This window comes from Paenibacillus sp. USHLN196 (assembly GCF_037144955.1).
Lineage (GTDB): Bacteria > Bacillota > Bacilli > Paenibacillales > Paenibacillaceae > Paenibacillus > Paenibacillus xylanexedens_C.
This window is the reverse complement of sequence record NZ_JBBCYH010000002.1, coordinates 170,705-187,642: the sequence shown is the minus strand read 5'-3', so window position 1 is coordinate 187,642 and position 16,938 is coordinate 170,705. Positions and strand designations below refer to the sequence as shown.

General features: G+C 47.1%; 14 protein-coding genes. 3 read left to right on the top strand and 11 right to left on the bottom strand.

What is annotated here, in order from left to right:
• Window positions 1–20: 20 nt before the first annotated feature.
• From WFI24_RS04115 to WFI24_RS04090, 6 genes are all read right to left on the bottom strand, one after another.
• Window positions 21–2,354 (bottom strand): helix-turn-helix domain-containing protein, encoded by a 2,334-nt coding sequence (locus tag WFI24_RS04115; RefSeq protein ID WP_336758991.1) that lies wholly within the window; start codon window positions 2,352–2,354, stop codon window positions 21–23.
• A gap of 54 nt (window positions 2,355–2,408) precedes the next feature.
• A complete protein-coding gene (locus WFI24_RS04110; protein WP_336758989.1) occupies window positions 2,409–4,499 on the bottom strand; it encodes an alpha-amylase family protein in 2,091 nt (696 codons plus the stop codon).
• A 10-nt stretch (window positions 4,500–4,509) separates the two neighbouring features.
• Window positions 4,510–6,042, bottom strand: a complete 1,533-nt coding sequence (locus tag WFI24_RS04105; RefSeq protein ID WP_336758987.1) for an extracellular solute-binding protein — start codon at window positions 6,040–6,042, stop codon at window positions 4,510–4,512.
• Between the two features lie 81 nt (window positions 6,043–6,123).
• Window positions 6,124–7,005, bottom strand: a complete 882-nt coding sequence (locus tag WFI24_RS04100; protein ID WP_076332971.1) for a carbohydrate ABC transporter permease — start codon at window positions 7,003–7,005, stop codon at window positions 6,124–6,126.
• 40 nt (window positions 7,006–7,045) lie between these two features.
• Window positions 7,046–7,999 (bottom strand): ABC transporter permease, encoded by a 954-nt coding sequence (locus tag WFI24_RS04095; protein ID WP_336758983.1) that lies wholly within the window; start codon window positions 7,997–7,999, stop codon window positions 7,046–7,048.
• A 4-nt stretch (window positions 8,000–8,003) separates the two neighbouring features.
• On the bottom strand, window positions 8,004–10,019 hold the full coding sequence (locus tag WFI24_RS04090; RefSeq protein WP_336758981.1) for a family 10 glycosylhydrolase: 2,016 nt from the start codon (window positions 10,017–10,019) through the stop codon (window positions 8,004–8,006).
• 277 nt (window positions 10,020–10,296) lie between these two features.
• Here WFI24_RS04090 and WFI24_RS04085 point away from each other — a divergent pair, with 277 nt between their 5' ends.
• Genes WFI24_RS04085 through WFI24_RS04075 form a run of 3 tightly spaced genes read left to right on the top strand, consistent with a single transcriptional unit; the run spans window position 10,297 to window position 14,052 of the window.
• Window positions 10,297–11,418, top strand: coding sequence for a GerAB/ArcD/ProY family transporter (locus WFI24_RS04085; protein ID WP_336758979.1), 1,122 nt, complete (start codon window positions 10,297–10,299; stop codon window positions 11,416–11,418).
• Window positions 11,390–12,892, top strand: a complete 1,503-nt coding sequence (locus WFI24_RS04080; RefSeq protein WP_336758977.1) for a spore germination protein — start codon at window positions 11,390–11,392, stop codon at window positions 12,890–12,892. The genes WFI24_RS04085 and WFI24_RS04080 overlap by 29 nt, the downstream gene beginning before the upstream one ends.
• On the top strand, window positions 12,889–14,052 hold the full coding sequence (locus WFI24_RS04075) for a Ger(x)C family spore germination protein (protein WP_336758976.1): 1,164 nt from the start codon (window positions 12,889–12,891) through the stop codon (window positions 14,050–14,052). The genes WFI24_RS04080 and WFI24_RS04075 overlap by 4 nt, the downstream gene beginning before the upstream one ends.
• 53 nt (window positions 14,053–14,105) lie before the next feature.
• Here the strand turns inward: WFI24_RS04075 and WFI24_RS04070 are convergent, their stop codons facing one another.
• The 5 genes from WFI24_RS04070 to WFI24_RS04050 are packed head-to-tail and all read right to left on the bottom strand — an operon-like array spanning window position 14,106 to window position 16,804.
• Window positions 14,106–14,636 (bottom strand): hypothetical protein, encoded by a 531-nt coding sequence (locus WFI24_RS04070; RefSeq protein WP_336758974.1) that lies wholly within the window; start codon window positions 14,634–14,636, stop codon window positions 14,106–14,108.
• On the bottom strand, window positions 14,633–15,004 hold the full coding sequence (locus WFI24_RS04065) for a hypothetical protein (RefSeq protein ID WP_336758973.1): 372 nt from the start codon (window positions 15,002–15,004) through the stop codon (window positions 14,633–14,635). Before WFI24_RS04065 ends, WFI24_RS04070 begins: the two co-directional genes overlap by 4 nt.
• Window positions 15,005–15,034: 30 nt before the next feature.
• Complete coding sequence (locus tag WFI24_RS04060; RefSeq protein ID WP_100526553.1) at window positions 15,035–15,328, bottom strand: hypothetical protein; 294 nt, start codon at window positions 15,326–15,328, stop codon at window positions 15,035–15,037.
• Between the two features lie 35 nt (window positions 15,329–15,363).
• On the bottom strand, window positions 15,364–16,365 hold the full coding sequence (locus WFI24_RS04055) for a hypothetical protein (RefSeq protein ID WP_336758972.1): 1,002 nt from the start codon (window positions 16,363–16,365) through the stop codon (window positions 15,364–15,366).
• 58 nt (window positions 16,366–16,423) lie between these two features.
• On the bottom strand, window positions 16,424–16,804 hold the full coding sequence (locus WFI24_RS04050; protein ID WP_336758971.1) for a hypothetical protein: 381 nt from the start codon (window positions 16,802–16,804) through the stop codon (window positions 16,424–16,426).
• Window positions 16,805–16,938: the final 134 nt, after the last annotated feature.

The following is a 16,938-nucleotide window of genomic DNA, read 5'->3' as shown; positions in this document are numbered from 1 at the left end:
TCTATCTTTTGTCTCCAAATCTAGCGAACTGACATGCGGTATTGGTTCGGGGACATATGAACAAAACGTTGAAACGCACGGTTCAAATTACGTTCAGAATAGCCTACCTTTTCCGCAATTTCCGTTATGGTACAATCGGTGTCCTTTAGCAGTTGCTTTGCTTTTTGCACTTTCATATTCATCAGATATTCGATAAAGGATACTCCCATCTCCTTCTTGAAGAGCCTGCTCAGATAGGATGGACTGACGTTCACGAGTTCCGCACAATCCGAGAGGGATTGGACTCCTTCAGGCTGAAGGTTAAGGTGCTCGCATACACGCTGCACAATATGACGGGATGAATGTGTACGGAGATCTTGACTGATCTCTATGCATAGCGGAAACAACACACCCATAAACCAATCATGCATCTCTCGTGACGTCTGATTCTCCTGCAACTGATCGAACAGATTCCCACCAAGACGTTCAAGCATGCCTGGTCCTTTCGTTTCCATATATTGAATAATAGCCGACAACAGCATGTGGTAGCCCTGGATCATGATTGTATACGATTCGGAACCACGGACCCTTTTGGAGAACCTGTGAAGTACATCTTCAGCTTCGGAAAGGGTACCATTCCATAATGACTCCATCATCTCCGTCTCCATCTCTCGCGGATACATAAACACCGGATTTCGCTCGATCGCTACAATATCTTCGTAGAACAGGACATTCTCCGCATCGTCAAATAATCGGTATTGCAGCGCAAGCTGTGCTTCCCTGAACGACTCTGCTACAGTTTCAAGTTGAACTGACCGGCCCACACCAACCGTAGCAGAGAAGGAGAGGTACTGATTCAGAGCGTCATGAATATCCTCTGCATAGCGACATACCCTCTGCCTTATATCAACAGAAGACATCTCTGCATCAAAGTGTAATATCGCTACGGAGTCACTATCATTTTTATCCACCACGTATCCTCTAAGATCATCATTCTGACTGAGAAGTTCATCCATTACATTTTTCAAAGCGAAAACAATAACGGGACCTTCACTTGGTAAAAAACGTTTCTTCTTCACCAGATTCTCTACTTTCACCACCAGCACAATGTACTGTCCTTCGGTTGAAACATCATGTCTGGCGCATTCCTCTGCAAACGGAGTGCCTCTCCATGAACCGCTGAATTGCAAGAGCTTCTGGAAGAAACGATCACGCAAATCAGGTTGTATGCCCTCAATATAACGGTTAAGCTTCTCCGTCTGGTCGTTGAGATAACTAAGTGAAGACCTGATATATTCAATTTCGTTCCCTTTGGGGGCTGATTCCTGGCCATTTCTGCGCAGATGTTCTCCGTAACGCAGTAACTGTTGAATTGGATTATAGGCCAGCCGTGAGCTGAACCAGGTAAGCAGTAGTCCAACGAACACAAAGATCGACACACAGATCAGGATTAATACGCGAATCCAGTTCAACTGGGCAATCATCTCCCGCTCGGGCAACTGGGACACATAGGTTCTTCCCATGGATGCTCCCACGTAGGCCACAAGCTCATTACCCTGTTCCCCCTTCAGTACGTCATGCCCTGACCTTTCCCTCCCCTTCAGATACGCAATCTGCTGTAATATGGCATCATCAGACGCCGCTGTACCAATTGCCTTGGGTCCGTCTGTATGCAAAATAATTCGTTGATCTGAATTCAAGATTGCCAGGGACTGATCTTCCAGACTAACGGAATAACTTCGTAGCAGACTTCGCAATGCCTGTTCTTTCATCTGCAGAATGATCACACCACTGGGTGGCCCCTGACCCATGATCGGCAGTTGTCTGACATAGGAGATATAACCCGCCTCTCCGGACCCAGGCAGATACATCCATCCTGCCCCTTGGCTTCCTTCAAGCGCGACCTTCATATCTTGCTTCTCTCGGTAATCTACCAACGGGACCAATCCATAGTAATGGGATAAAACCATATCCGTTCTGCCGTCAAAATAGATCATTTCTTCAATCAGATTATTGGTGTTTTTGTGAAGTTGAAACAACTCCAGCAGATCTAGATGCAGAAAGTAATCGCTCTCATAATTGGCATTCCCCAGTGCGTTACGCATTAAGGGACCACTGGCGAGCTGCATCGATTCATGCTCAATATTGGTCAGAATATTCTCGACCCGGTCTTTGAGCAAATTAAGAGAGGCCATGTTGTTATCCTGAAACTGACCGGTCAACTTGATCATGGAGAAATGATAATACGCACTCCCGGCAAGCACTACCGGAATGACCACCGACATGCAGCCCAGCCAGATCAGCCTTTTCAAATACCCATTCGTTGCGAACCAGCGATCCAATATGGATCGGACGGTATGCATGATACGTCTCATGTAATCACCCCCGTGTGCTGCCTTATGCTCATTACCCTCAACTATTAGGGTTCATTATATCAAGAGCGGTATGCGGATACACTCCCAAACATCAAGTCGGGGAACGTTTATTTTCAATTCACCTTCAACCCATTCCGTTTTCAGAAGATTTCCGGTAATTAAGGCTTCCGCTTCTCCTGCTGGCCCCCCCTCAACAGAGCCCACCGTAATCTCAATATCATGGAGCGGAAGGACGGAAGACAAGGGTCTGCGCCCTGCTCCGTTGACCAGATGAATAAGCAGCTCGTCGTCTTTGCGAAAAACTGTTAATTGTAGTCCCGGAATGGCTGTCACAGATACCAGTGCCTTTCCATCCAGCAAAAGGTCTACGGCGTTAGCGAAGAGTCTGAAATGTTCCTCCAGCTTAAATTCCTGGATTAGACTGCTAAGCGAAAAAGGTAAATAACACGCCTTCCCCCCTCCAAGTGTACGAAGCAGTGCCAGCGGCAGATCCGTCTGCTTTACAGCCAGTGAAGCCCGTTCAGGAGGTGCGCCCACACTTTCCAAGGGAGAAAATGGAGGCACCAATGTTGCCAATACCTGTACGTCTGTATCGATCGGTTGGCAGTACATTACCTTGCCGCGATGGGGGATAAGTTCGGTCTCTTCCAGTTCACGCTGCAATGGGTTCGTGCCTTTAGATGTGTCTTTGCCTGCAGGTGCCGAAGATTCGAAGCGCAAGTAAGAAGCGAATAAATACTCGCTTTCCTGCATTTCCCCGGCAATACCGAACAGATCAGCCAAAAGGGACTTGCTCTGCTTTTCTTCCATGGGCAACTGCCCTTCTGCAAACACACTCCCTCCTTGACTCACATATTCATGTAACGATTTGGCAAAATCAGGCGGATACGTACATCCTTCAGGCAAAAGAATGACCTGGTACCGATGCAGATCCACGCTTGCCAACTGTTCCGGCAGAATTATCTCAAACGGAATTTGCTTATGAATCAGCGCTTCAGCCAGACCTTCCGCAGAACGATCCGCGTTCCATAGTAATGCTACCTGACATATTGGCTGAGCACCGTCCATATATGAAGCAAGTTTTGCCGCATCCATGTTGACTTCTCTCACCGTACGCAAGATTCGCTTATCCGTAATCGTCTCCGGAATTCCGGTCAGGGAGTGCCAGAGTTGGCCTCCATTGGCCGGAATCTGTGAGAGCCAGAACCGGTACTCGGCTGGTGGAAGCCCCGTGTGGCGCCAGTCCATCCCCGGACAGGAATGAATGATGCCGAAGGGATCCGGACGTCCAGGAACGGAGCGCCCTACTTTGATACTGAGCGCCGGCTGCCAAAATTCCGGTATGCGCGTATGTCCCAGTGACAGGACATCCTGTGGCTCCGTGCAGAGCATATCCGTAATGGAAACCCTCTTCTCCAGATGATCCCGGTGCAGATTATAGTACAGAATCATTGGTACTTCAGGTCGGACAGTCTTGATCTCCTGATACATCCGTCCCAGATTATCATCGAAGCAACGTGCAGCAAAATCAGGCTCGCGTTCAGCAGACGTTCCAGGCAGATCCGCACCATATAGACCTTTGTATTTCTCCTGACATTTGGAGCATTGGCAGAAGACATATCCGGGGGCGTTAAAGAAAACACCGTCGATCTCATAACGTTCCAGCGCCTCCCGAATGACTGGAACAGCCAATTCCTCGTTCCGATAACCCCCGTTAATGCAGGTCGACATGAGAAGCGGCCAATCACCCGGGCGTGTAGCCCCAATAATGTCCGGTTGCCCTCCTTCCTTACGTGCAAACCATTGGGGCCGCTGAAGATAGACGGAGTCCTCTGCCTTGCTGAAATCAAAGCGGGCGATAAATCGAATTCCCCGCTGATGACAACTGTCGATCAACTCCCGCAGCAGATCACTGTCATGAGGCAAATAGTCATTATGCACATGAAATTTCACTTGGGATGAATACCAGGCATAGATCCCACCGGTATTGAACACCATCGCATTGGCGCCCATCTCCATGATCTGATCCGCAAGTTTTTCGGGATTAATCTTAGCCGTATCCTTGACCTGCATATTCGGCTGGATGATACGTAGCGGCTGCTGCCACCAGGGACGATGTTCCTGCTCAGTTATTGGGCTCTTCATCGCTTCTCCTCTATTCCGTTATTGTAGGTTGATTGAATTGATCATACGCTTTGGCCATTTCCTGGTACGCCTGCTTGATGTCAGGCTGATTATTCAATTGGTCTACATAGGCTCTGAGTTGTTCCACACTGGTTTGACCGACAATCGTCCGGGTTAGCATGGAACTGTATTCGTCTGCGTATTTAGGCCACGTTTCTCTCCATGCTTCTGAAGTGATGACGCGATAGAAATCAATCTTGCCTATCTCATCAAAGTTCTCGACTTCCTTGATTTTGGCATCATTATAAGCCTTGTCACCAGAAGCACTGATGACCTTGCCCCATTTGGCGTAAGCGAGCACACCCGCCCCTTTGCTGGTCGTATTCACTTCCTTAACGCCCTGTTCCGTCAGAACCTTCTGACCGTCCTGTTCTGTATAATGAACACCTTCAATTCCATAGTAAGAGAAATCCGTCATCTCCTGAGAAGCCGTCATGTCAAAATACTTCAGAAGCTGCTTCACCTTCTCTTCCGGCACCTTTTTCGAAATATAGAATCCACCCGCTACGCCCGTTTCCAGCCCGACTGCCGCATCTCCATGAGGACCCGTCAGGGACAGATTCAGAATCTTCGCATCCGGTTGGCCGGATTTCTTCATGGCCTGCTCCCATTCGTGATCCCACCAGATTGGACGTCCGTAGGAAGCGGCCCGATTGGTCTTGAAGAGTTCCTCAGCCTGGCTCTCTTTCATGACGGCATACTCTTTTGATAACAATCCATCCGCATACAATTCACGGAACCATTCAATCATCTCGATATACTGAGGTGTTAAGCCGGGGCTCATCAACCCGCCGTCATTATCATAGGTAGGATTATAAGCTCCGAATCCCGCCTGGAACATTGCTGGTGGATTGTTGATGAACAATAAGCCGACGGTATCCTTATTCCCGTTGCCATCCATGTCACTATCAACGATCTTTTTCAGGACTTCCCTGTACTCTTCGAATGTCTTGGGAATCGGCAGATTCAGCTTCTTCAGCCAGTCCTCCCGAATCTTCAGCCCTCCATCAATACGAGAGCGGGAACGCGGCACCGCATAGATTCCTCCATCGACTGTCAGATACTTCAGGGCATCGGGTGCCAGATTCTCCTTCAGATTCGGATATTCGCTGAGATCTCCAAGGAACGGCGTCAAATCCCAGAACGCACCATTTTGAATGGCAGTAATCAGAGTTGGACGAATCTGATTCTGGTAGGCCACCACTTCGGGCAGATCACCCGAAGCGAGCAGCAGATCCAGCTTCGTATCCAGATCTCCCGACGGTACCCATTCGATGTCCAACTTGGCGTTCGTTCGTTTCTCCCATTCGGTCCAATATTCATTGTCCATATCGGGAATCTCATTGTATAAGCCTGCAAACATCTTGATATTCAGCGTCTGATCTCCCCCAGATTCCCCTGTACCTGGATTAGTGGCTTCTCCCGATCCACTGCACCCGGCAAGCATGGAAACGGTCAAAAGAATACAGAGCCAAGTCGTCCATCGTTTATTGAGCTTTTGCATGGTTATTTTCCTCCCTAAAATCCTTTAGTAAGCGTTTGCATATTCATTTGATAAACATTTTGTTTATTCACTTTGTAACTGTCACCCTTTGACCGAACCAATCATGACCCCTTTGGCAAAGTGTTTCTGTAAAAATGGATATACGATCAGGATCGGTACCATCGCCAGTACAATGGAAGCCATTCGAATCGTCTCCTGCGGCACAACACTTTCGTCACTGGCTCCCGCCTGAGCCACGGCGACCGAATTCGAATCGATTACAAGAGTTTTGATAAGCAGCTGAAGTGTCCATTTGCTAGAATCGGATAGATAGATGAGTGCATTAAAATAGGCGTTCCAGTGTCCCACTGCGAAGAACAACGTAAACGTCGCGATGGCTGGCATCGATAACGGGATTATGATGCGGATGAAGGCCGTCAGGTCACTGCATCCGTCAATCTGTGCCGCATCCTCCAATTCGGAGGGCAGCGATTCGAGAAAGCTTTTAATCACAATCAGGCTCCATGCATTCGTCAGTCCAGGCAGAATCATGGACCAATATGAGTTCAACAGCCCCAATTCCTTAACAAGCAAGTAGTTGGGAATAATGCCGGCACTGAACACCAAGGTGAAAATGACCAGCCCCATGATCCACTTATGACCGGGCAACGACTTCTTCGTTAAACCATAGGCCATCGTGAAGGATACGATAATATTCAGTATGGTGCCAACCACCGTAATAAACAACGTGCTTTTGAAAGCGTTCAGGAAGCTATTCGTTGATAAAATGTAACGATACGACTCCAGCGACCATTTTTCCGGGAAAAGATAAAACTTCAGCGGCACATACACCTTCGGATCGGTAAACGATACGCTGAACACGTACAGAAACGGGAAAATGCAGGCTAGCGAGATCAAGGCAACCAGGCTGTAATTAATCCAGTCAAAGAGTGTCAGACCTTTTTTCTGCACAACAAAGCTCATTTCTTATCCTCCTGTCCAAAAAGAACAACGACCCTCCGGGTTAATAGATTCCCTCATGTCCAAGTCTTTTCACAATTTTGTTGGCAGCCACAATCAGGAACAATCCGACCAGTCCTTTGAACAGTCCTACGGTTACTCCGATGCTGATCTTGCCTTGCAATATGCCATACGTGTAGGAGTAGGTATCGAATACCTCCCCTACCGAGCGCACCAAGGGGTTCATCATCAGCAGGATCTGTTCAAAACCGGTATCCGCCATGCTCCCAAGGCGTAGAATGAGCAAGATGATAATTGTTGGCCGAATGGCCGGCAAGGTAATATGCCAGATCTGCCGGAAACGTCCGGCTCCATCCACAACCGCAGCTTCGTAACGCTGAGGATCGACCCCCGCCATCGCAGCAAGGAAAATGATCGTCCCCCAACCAGCTTCCTTCCACATGCTCTGAGCGGTAAGTAAACCCCAAAAATAATTCGGTTCGGATAAAAACGAAATCGTGTCTTTCCCACTCTGCGCAATCAGTTTGTTCACGATGCCGACGTCGGTGGAGAGCAGGAAAAACGTCATGCTTGCAACAACGACCCATGACAGAAAATGCGGTAAATATACAATGGATTGATTGATGCGTTTGAACGTCTCATGCCGGATTTCATTCAGCATTAGCGCCATCAGGATCGGCAATGGGAAATGGAACACCAGCGCGATCAGATTGATGGCGAGTGTATTGCGCAGCATGATATAGAAGTTGGAACTGCCAAACAGTTCATTGAAATGCTTAAATCCCACCCATTCACTGCTCGCAAATCCAAGGAATGGATTGTAATCCTGAAAGGCGAGCAGCAGTCCCCAGAGGGGAACGACTTTGAATAATAAGAAGTACAACAGCCCCGGTAGAATAAGTAAATATATCATCCGGTGTTTGTACATGCGCGATAGCAGACTGCCAGATTCCAACTTGCCACTTGAGCGGCTTATCGTCTTTAGCTGGGTGTTCATCGATCTACGTCACCTCTCTCTTCGAGGCATGATCCATGTCGATTACAATGGCCTCATACCGTGCCAACCTAGGGAGGCTAATCCTTGTTACACTTCCCTCTTGCTTGATGGGAACAGCCTTGGACGAACACAGGGAGTACGCATGTATGGATGTGCCGATGTTGTTAAGTTCAATTACAAGGTCGTATAGCGGTAACGCTTCCATATATGTCGTGCCATTGAAACCGGACAAGTTCAATAGCTGAACCAACAGGTTGCCATCTTCCATCCGGTTCAGGAACAGCTCTACACTGGCTGGAAGGTCTGTTCTCAATGAGCGTTCTCCAATGAACCGATCGAGGATATCCGTCACTGCATGTTTGTGATCTTCGAAACCGTGTTTGTAATACAACGCACCTGGATTCCAACCGTAATATATGCCTGCCCCACGATCTGCATATTGGGTGATCCCCAATCCGTAACTCTTTCCCATCTGATGACCATAGGCCCGCTCCGGTGGACCAAAAGAGGCTGGTTCAATATACGGCATATATCGCTCCGTATGCGATGGATTGAACTGCATCCGCGAAAAACCGCCGCTGACCGTAATCCACTCCCGATCCTTCAGACTGGGAAAGAGATCGTTGTCACCTACATGCAAGTAGGCGGCAGGCAGCATATCAACATCCCCTGAGTGGACAGCCCCAAACCATTCCTGCAAACATTCCGCATCATTCTTGAAGGCATTGCCTGTAGCAAGCAGCGCTACTCCCTGACTTTGCACTTCTTTCAATGCTTCTAATGGTAGTGGCTCAGGACGTTGCAACCCGGGCAAGATGACTACCTTCACTGCGGCGAGTTTATGCGCCATGGCTGCAATCTGTTCTTCCACGATGACATCAAACAGTATGTGAGCTTCTTTTAACATTTTGAACAATCCTAGATATTCCCTTCCCGACCCAGCCACTGACGGTTTGATCAAAATGACTTCTGCCATGGAAGCGAGATGCCCATAGATATGTTCATGGTCTGCATGATAGCGGAAGATACGCTGTGCCACGGCAAAGTTCCTTCGATCCGGATATCCCTCAAATGCCCCAATGATACAGAAGTCCAGCCCTGATCCGTTCGCGATATTCTGAAGTAACCGCACTTCAGTCTCATACGGAGAAACACCTGTGAACCGGTAGGTCAGGTCGATGGCATTGATGCTGCAATTGCTGATCAGCTTGTTATCCCAACTCTGTACGACAGAAGCTACATTTTCAGAAGCAGAGTACTGCCATAAAGGCAAGGCACGAGTAAGTGATGTGTTGGATTCCTTACGAATGATATCGACCTGGTGAGGATGGTAGGTGCTGATTGCCACATGAGGCCAGCGGGATTTGACCAAGTCATGGATTTTGCTGAGAATCTCTCTGGAAGTGAACTCTTGAAATTGAAGATACGCTGCATGCAGCTCATGCTCAGAGCCTGTATAGTCCAGTAGCTCACTCCCGCAGATCTCTTTGAAACGACGCTGACAATTGTCACAGTAACAAGGACCATAATAGTTACCACTGTAATCCCAGTGCTGATAACCAAACATATTGAAGAAAATGCCATCCACCGGATACTTCTCCAATACTTCCGTGATGGTTTCGAGCGATTTTTCCTGCTGATACGCACCGTTCAGACATGTATGCACAATCCCATAATAATTCACTTCTTGTCCTTCACGATCACGATAAAACCATTCCGGATGTGCTTCAAAAAGCGATTCATGGGCTTTGCTGAAATCAAAACGGGCAACAAACTTCATATCCAGCTCATGTGCCTTGGTGACGGCTTCCTGAAGCACATCCGCATGAAGATAAGGTGTGACGTATTGGTGCTCCAATGTGGAAGGATAGAAGGCAAAGATGCCTCCCGCATTCATCATCAACACATTGGCTTGAAACTCCTGAAGTTCTTTCATCAACAGGTCCACATTCATCCCCGCATCGATCTCACGGAGATTGTTCTGAATCAGGCGAAGCCGGTTCGAAGACCACCAGTTCATTCGCATCGTCCTCCTCTTGTCTGCGATGTACTTTAACCGTATACCTTGGATGACAGGCACAGTAGGGACATTTTTTGCAGAAATCGGTTAGGAAATATATGTCTGTTCTACAGAGCCAATGACCCGTATGAAGGCATACATACCAGATATGGCAGACAATAATTGTCCGGTTGCTACTTTGCTGAGTTTTTTGATTCAAAAAAACTGAAAAAGGAATCAACTTCCTATATGCTGTACAACCTAACGGAAACTTCCTTCATTGGAAAGGAGGATTCCCATGAGTCGTGAAAAAGGTCAAATTACCATTTGGTTGTCCTTTTCCATCATTTTATTAAGTGCCGGGCTCGTCTCTCATGTCTTGTCTGTTCCAGCGATTCTCGAAGCTGCAGGCAGGGATGGATGGTTATCTGTTGTGGCGGCTGGCCCCTTATTCATGGTGTTTCTAGGTATGATGTACATCATTATTCGGCGTGTACGTGGACAGCGATTAACCGATTGGATTACGCGAGAATTCGGTGCTGTTCCTTCCTGGATCTTCCGGATCTCCGCTTCCATTCTACTGTTCACGCTTGGCACACATACGTTGTATGAGACAACTAACTGGACCGTGTCCACATATCTTCAATTCACGCCTCCCTATGTTCTGGCCGGTGGCGGAGCACTGGTTGCCGCATGGGCAGCGGCTAAAGGTATACGCTCCATTGCGATGACTTCAAGTCTTCTACTGCCTTTTGTGGTTCTGCTCGGTTATTTTGTAATGTCCGCCAATATGAAATATAAAGACTACAGCCTATTGTTCCCGATCATGGAGAACGGCATGGGGCCCGTGTGGCGGGGCATGATCTATTCTCTTGCCGGACTTATGGAAATCTGGATTCTCATGTTGTTCCAACATGAAGTCAGAGGCAAAATTCGGTGGTGGTATATTCTGATCCTCGGCATTTTCATGCTCAGTATGGCTATCGGACCAACCATCGGAGCCATTGTGGAATTCGGTCCTGAAGAAGCAGCAAAACAACGAAACAGTCCCTATGAGCAATGGAAACTTGTGAATCTCGGTAAGCTGCTGCAACACGTTGATTTTTTGTCCATCTATCAGTGGCTTAGTGGTTCTTTCGCAAGAGTGGCCATATCTATGTATCTCATCGTGGATCTGCTGAATTTCCGCAGGCCGAAGAAACGATATATCGCTATTCTCACCATCACTGTCATCATGAGCTTCATGGCGATGCAATGGTGGCGCATTGATTATGTGGATTATTATGTGGATCATATTCAGTTCCCGGTCATGCTCGCCTATGTCTCCATCGTTACCGTAATATTGACCATTGCCGCATTAATCCATAAAAAGGACAAGGAGGCTCCCGATCATGCCGATCTCAACCCAGCCCAAGAATAATCCTGACGTTGAACCGTTCCGAATGAACGAGCATAACCTGAACACCTTTTTTGCCGGATCTGACGACGTCATCATTAATAGTCACATGATCGGAGAATCTCCGATGCAGATCCTTATGGTATATTGCAGCGGTATGGTGGACAGTGAGGCGATCTATGATATTATTCTTCCGGAACTCAAACGAACGTATGAGCACACACACTTTTTCCGTACGTCCGACATTGAGAAATGCATCAGCCTGCAATGGACCCGGATGGATCTGCAAGATCCGGCATTCGGAACCGAGCTGATGTCTCTCCGTGTTTTTGAAGGCCATATGTTGATCTGTATTCCTTCTCTTCAAGCTATGTGGAGTATTGATATTTCCAACATCCCCACTCGAACGCCGGAGGAATCGACCACCGAGGTTTCGATTCGCGGAGCAAGAGACGGGTTCATTGAACCCCTTGCCGTCAATGTTGCTTTGATACGTACACGTCTGCGTACGAACCAACTGGCCTGTAATATCGAACTGATCGGTTCACGTTCCGCAACCAAGGTAGCCCTGATGTATATCAAGAATATCGCCAATCCGGAGATGATTGAAGACGTCCAGGATCGGTTGCGCAAGATAGAGATCGAACGCATCTTGACCGCCAATGAACTGGAGGAATTGCTGTCCCCTTCGAAGATTACTTTGTTTCCTATCACCCATTATACGGGCAGGCCTGATTTTGCTGCGGAATGTCTACTGAACGGACGTTTCATTCTTATTGTGGACGGCAATCCCAGCGCCATTATTGGGCCAGTCAATTTGTTTCTTTTGCTCAAATCACCGGAGGATGCCAGCTTTCCGTTTCTTCCTGTCAACGTGGGGCGGATGCTGCGCTTTCTGGGTCTGATAATCACCGTGTTCCTGCCCGGGTTCTATATTGCGCTGACATCCTTTCATATGGATCAGATCCCCTTTGCTCTAGTCGCCACAATATCGGTTGGACGCATGGGACTTCCGATGGAATCGGGGATGGAGATGTTTCTCATTATGCTGCTGATGGAGCTATTTCGTGAGGCAGGGGTACGTTTGCCAAGTGCCATCGGCCAGACACTGACTGTCGTTGGAGGTCTCATTATCGGAGATGCCGCCATTCGAGCCGGGATGGTCTCTCCACTCATGATTGTCATCATCGCAGTCACTGTTGTAGCGGGAGCAACCATTGTAAACCAGGTGATGACCAGTTCCGTGCTGATCCTGCGCTTCCTTTGTTTTGTCCTGGGAGCTTCCCTCGGCATCTTTGGGTTCATCCTGTCGTTGATTCTGTTCCTCATCTACCTGACCGATCTCAAATCATTTGGCATTCCGTATCTCACGCCGTTAACCCCCCTTCATTTCAAACAAGCGATAGCTTCATTATTCAAACTGCCAAAAGGACTCGGTAAACGTAGACCCGTCTATCTCGAAACCCAGGAGCCTCGCAAGAAAGGGAACGGACGATGAAGCGTTTGTGGCGGCGATGTATACTGGGTGTGTTAAGCCTGTCGATGTGTGTGATGACGACTGGATGCTGGAGTGCTTTTGAGATTCAACAGGTGGACTACGCCAAAGCCTTTGGCATTGATTACAAAGATGGCATGTATCATCTGTATGTACAAACACTGGATTTTGCGAGTGTCGCCAAAAGTGAGAGTTTTACCAAAAGTGCAGATACGCCGCCTGTATGGGTCGGACATGCCGAAGGGAAAACCATGAGTCTGGCGCTGAACGAACTGTTCCGTACGGCTCAATTGCACATGGCTTGGGGGCATGTTACCGCCATCGTCATGGCCGAAGGGGTGCTCACCAGCAAACATATTAAAGAAGTCTTCGACATGCTGGGACGGTTCCCAGAATCCCGTTATACAACCTGGGTATATGGAACCCGCGAACCACTGGAGAAAATCCTGAGTGCAACGTCCATCTATAATATGTCGCCGCTGGATAGCATTCTTCACAATCCACTCCCGACTTATATGGAAGAATCGTTGTATCCACCCGTGCTTAGCTTCAAGCTTATTGCAACGCATAATGATCCAGCTACCACGACATATCTGCCGAGTATTGCATTGAACAATACCCAGTGGGCAGAGAACCAGAAGAAACATGATTTGTTTCTGATCGAAGGGGCTTTTTTTGAAAGGACAAGTGTTGACTTTGAGTTCCTGCCCCGCAGTCAGCTACCCGGTTATCATTGGCTAATCAAGGACATGCGGCGTGCCCCCTTGCTTGTGCAGAAGGATGGAACGATCTATGGAGCACTCAGTGTAGGATTGCCCAAGATCAAAATCAAACCTGTCATTCATGGTGAAGAGGTCAAGTTCAACATTGACGCCAAATATCTAACTGCTCTGTACGAATATCTGGTACCCACCTCTTATGAAGAAATGATCCAGATTAGTGAAGTAAAGTTACGCGAGCAGATCATGCAGACCTATCGTCACGGCCTTGAGCGTGGTGTGGATATCTATGGCCTGCAGGAGAAACTGTATCGTAAAAATCCGAAGCTCTGGCGGAAATTATCCAACAATGGGAGCAAGATGATGCTTACCGAAGACTCGATCCAGGATCTCAAAATCCATCTCACCATCCCGTATACAGGGAAATATAAAAGGAAAGTGTAACAAGAACGCGAAACCCCTTGCCCGTATGGTACGACGGATAAGGGGTTTTGTGTTTACGCTGTGGTTTGTTTGCAGTTCGGATCATGCGGATGATTACTCTGAAGTTTCCATTCCATCAGCCAACCTATTAATATGGACAAAGACAGGCCGAACAGCAGGATTGGCACGTTGTAAAACAGTGTGTTCGTGTATTGGTTCAGCCAACCAAAACGGTATACTGCCGAATTCGGATCATTCGTGAATCCGTTGAGTTGCAAGCGTAAGTCATCGATGATACGTAACTCCAGAAAGACTGAAAATACACACAGTAGGAGAGCAACCAAGGGTATACAGACATGCACCTTCCCTCCCCAGCGCTGACGCTGATCATATAACCACCATTTGGACAAAGTTGTCGTCCAGATACATAGAATGAAAAAGGTCAGAAGAGATGGAAATAACACCAAAATCCCTAGATTACCGTTACCAGACACGCCTCTACCGGGCTCATGCTGGAAGGTTAATCCACGTACAGCACCAATCATAAGTACGTTCCAGGTCAGGAAGATGAAGTATGGCTTGTTGATTCTTTTGATGCGACTCATATTTGCTTCCCCCTAATATAATGCATTACCCGCAACCGAGTAGTCAGAATTAAGGTCTGAGGAATGAGCACAAAGACAATATACATAAGTACAATTAACCATAGATGTGCGGCAAAATGTTCTGCACCAAACGTTGGTTTCGGACGCTCTATGTAATACCACCAGCATGGGATGGCAATAAACCAGGTCAATCCTGTCGAGAGGAACAAGTCTTTCACATCGCTCCACAGGAAGCAGAACAGCGCGACAAACAAAATGGGACCCGTCCACGAATCCAATATCGGGCCCCAGCTCTGGAAGACAAAGATAATGGCAGGATATAGAAGATTGATGGTCCAGCGCCATATCAAATTGTTATAGATATACATAATTCCCCCCAGTTCGGAAAATAAGGACGATTAATAAGGGTACTGAGCTTTGCGTCGATCTTCGCGGTCGGCCTCTTCCATCTTCCTTATATATTGTTTTAATTGTTCTTTGTGTGCTTCTAACTCTGCTAATTTGGATGTAGTTCCTTCAAGAAATGTCGACATTTTTGCAGACAACTGTACTGCAGACTCCCCCTTCCAATCGTGCAGTCTTCCATATATGTTTCGCATCTGCTGTTCCTGTTGAATCAAGCGTTGCTGCAACTGTTCACACTGCTGGATCGCTCTTCTCAAATCTGACAGAGAGACAGATATTCTCCCCATATGTACACCTCCTGTAGTTCATTGCAACTAAACTATTATCGATCTGCCAGAACAAAATCCTGTCTTTTTCGTTCGATATAATCTGCGATCTCTGTAATGGATTCTTGGTACCACCGATTGACCCGCTCCAACGTTGCTGTAGCATCATAGGCAATGGGTGTAAAGGACTGGCTCTCACTTGTTGATATATGCGCTTGAAACATCTGGATTGAAGAGCGCGCATCATTGGCAAAACCATGTAGACTATCCCGCATCTGTCTGGAAGCATGTCCAAGCTCCTCAGGTGTTAGCTGAATGGTGCTTCCGTGTTGGTCGCCAACATAGTACGCTGAGTTCTGTCTATTCATATCGACTGGGCTGATTCCTAGTAATGCTGCCGCAAGTTGGCCAAAACCTCCCATAGCAGAACCATGCTTCTCGACAAGCATATTCATCGCTTCCTTAAACTCTTCTCTTGCCTTCATCATCTCTGAATAATTTTCTACTCTAGGCTGACCATCCACACGTCGCCCATCTATCGTATACAATGTATTACTTATGTTCCCTTTCTCATCGAATGTAAAATGATCCATACTATGTGTTCTCTGACCCACTAGCATGGAATCCAAAAACTTAGATAGTACACTTTGTTCTCCGGATATAGACGGAACACGAATAAATTCAAACGACCACTTGTTACCAAACAATCTTTGTTCCCACCACGTCTCCCGAGGTGCCGGTAAGAACATGGGGATGGTCTCGTATCGATTAGCATCTTCAAAAGTCGAATTGATATAATAAGTAGCACCGACATGCTGCTCAGCATTCTTCACACCAGAACCCACAGAATCCCCTGGATGGACATAGGCCACATTCGTTTTCAGATAATCTCCGTTCCGAACCTTTTCTTGTAAATCATCAGGAAGTAAATGCACAATACTTGGCGGATTATAACTAGCTGACGATATTCCATTACGAATCGCTACATATTCCGCCTGAGCACCTCCCAACGAGTGTCCAGTCGTTGATATATCAGCTTCTGGGTACTCCTCCTTCACTTTATCAAAGAGGTTCATTGCCTGAACAAATTGATTATTCTGATACCTAGACTCAGCCTCAATAAAAGGCATGTTTATGCAGAGGTAGCGAGGCAATCTCTTCCTTATATTGCTCCATATAATTGTGAGTTTCCTCCAAATTCTTGGTTCGATTACCCACAACATCATTTAAATCAGTCTCCCAGTCTGTTAGTACACTCCATTTGGGACGATCAGGTGGTTCAGTTCCTCTATAACCAATAATAACTTGATTATTATCCTCATTGTAAAACACTGAAGCATCAAATCCCGAACCATTCGTATCGTGGAGTATTGCTCCCTTCGGTTCAACTATTGTCCAACCTGGAAGATTTTCATTTTTATATCCGGATGATGGTAATTCTCGTATGTATACCTCATCAGCAATGGTCCAATAGGTCTTATCATTTATGTATGTCATGATACCCCACCTTGTCTATTACAATAATTTGTATTAAAGTGTCTTTAGAGTTTATTTCCATAAAAGGAGAATTAACGCTTATGCAAATAAAGCCTATAGCTCTGACCGTACTTATTTTTCTATTCTTATTAGGA

Coding starts and splice junctions, on each gene's coding strand:
- WFI24_RS04115 (WP_336758991.1), bottom strand. CDS start 2,354: ATGAGACGTATCATGCATACCGTCCGATCCATATTGGATCGCTGGTTC.
- WFI24_RS04110 (WP_336758989.1), bottom strand. CDS start 4,499: ATGAAGAGCCCAATAACTGAGCAGGAACATCGTCCCTGGTGGCAGCAG.
- WFI24_RS04105 (WP_336758987.1), bottom strand. CDS start 6,042: ATGCAAAAGCTCAATAAACGATGGACGACTTGGCTCTGTATTCTTTTG.
- WFI24_RS04100 (WP_076332971.1), bottom strand. CDS start 7,005: ATGAGCTTTGTTGTGCAGAAAAAAGGTCTGACACTCTTTGACTGGATT.
- WFI24_RS04095 (WP_336758983.1), bottom strand. CDS start 7,999: ATGAACACCCAGCTAAAGACGATAAGCCGCTCAAGTGGCAAGTTGGAA.
- WFI24_RS04090 (WP_336758981.1), bottom strand. CDS start 10,019: ATGAACTGGTGGTCTTCGAACCGGCTTCGCCTGATTCAGAACAATCTC.
- WFI24_RS04085 (WP_336758979.1), top strand. CDS start 10,297: ATGAGTCGTGAAAAAGGTCAAATTACCATTTGGTTGTCCTTTTCCATC.
- WFI24_RS04080 (WP_336758977.1), top strand. CDS start 11,390: ATGCCGATCTCAACCCAGCCCAAGAATAATCCTGACGTTGAACCGTTC.
- WFI24_RS04075 (WP_336758976.1), top strand. CDS start 12,889: ATGAAGCGTTTGTGGCGGCGATGTATACTGGGTGTGTTAAGCCTGTCG.
- WFI24_RS04070 (WP_336758974.1), bottom strand. CDS start 14,636: ATGAGTCGCATCAAAAGAATCAACAAGCCATACTTCATCTTCCTGACC.
- WFI24_RS04065 (WP_336758973.1), bottom strand. CDS start 15,004: ATGTATATCTATAACAATTTGATATGGCGCTGGACCATCAATCTTCTA.
- WFI24_RS04060 (WP_100526553.1), bottom strand. CDS start 15,328: ATGGGGAGAATATCTGTCTCTCTGTCAGATTTGAGAAGAGCGATCCAG.
- WFI24_RS04050 (WP_336758971.1), bottom strand. CDS start 16,804: ATGACATACATAAATGATAAGACCTATTGGACCATTGCTGATGAGGTA.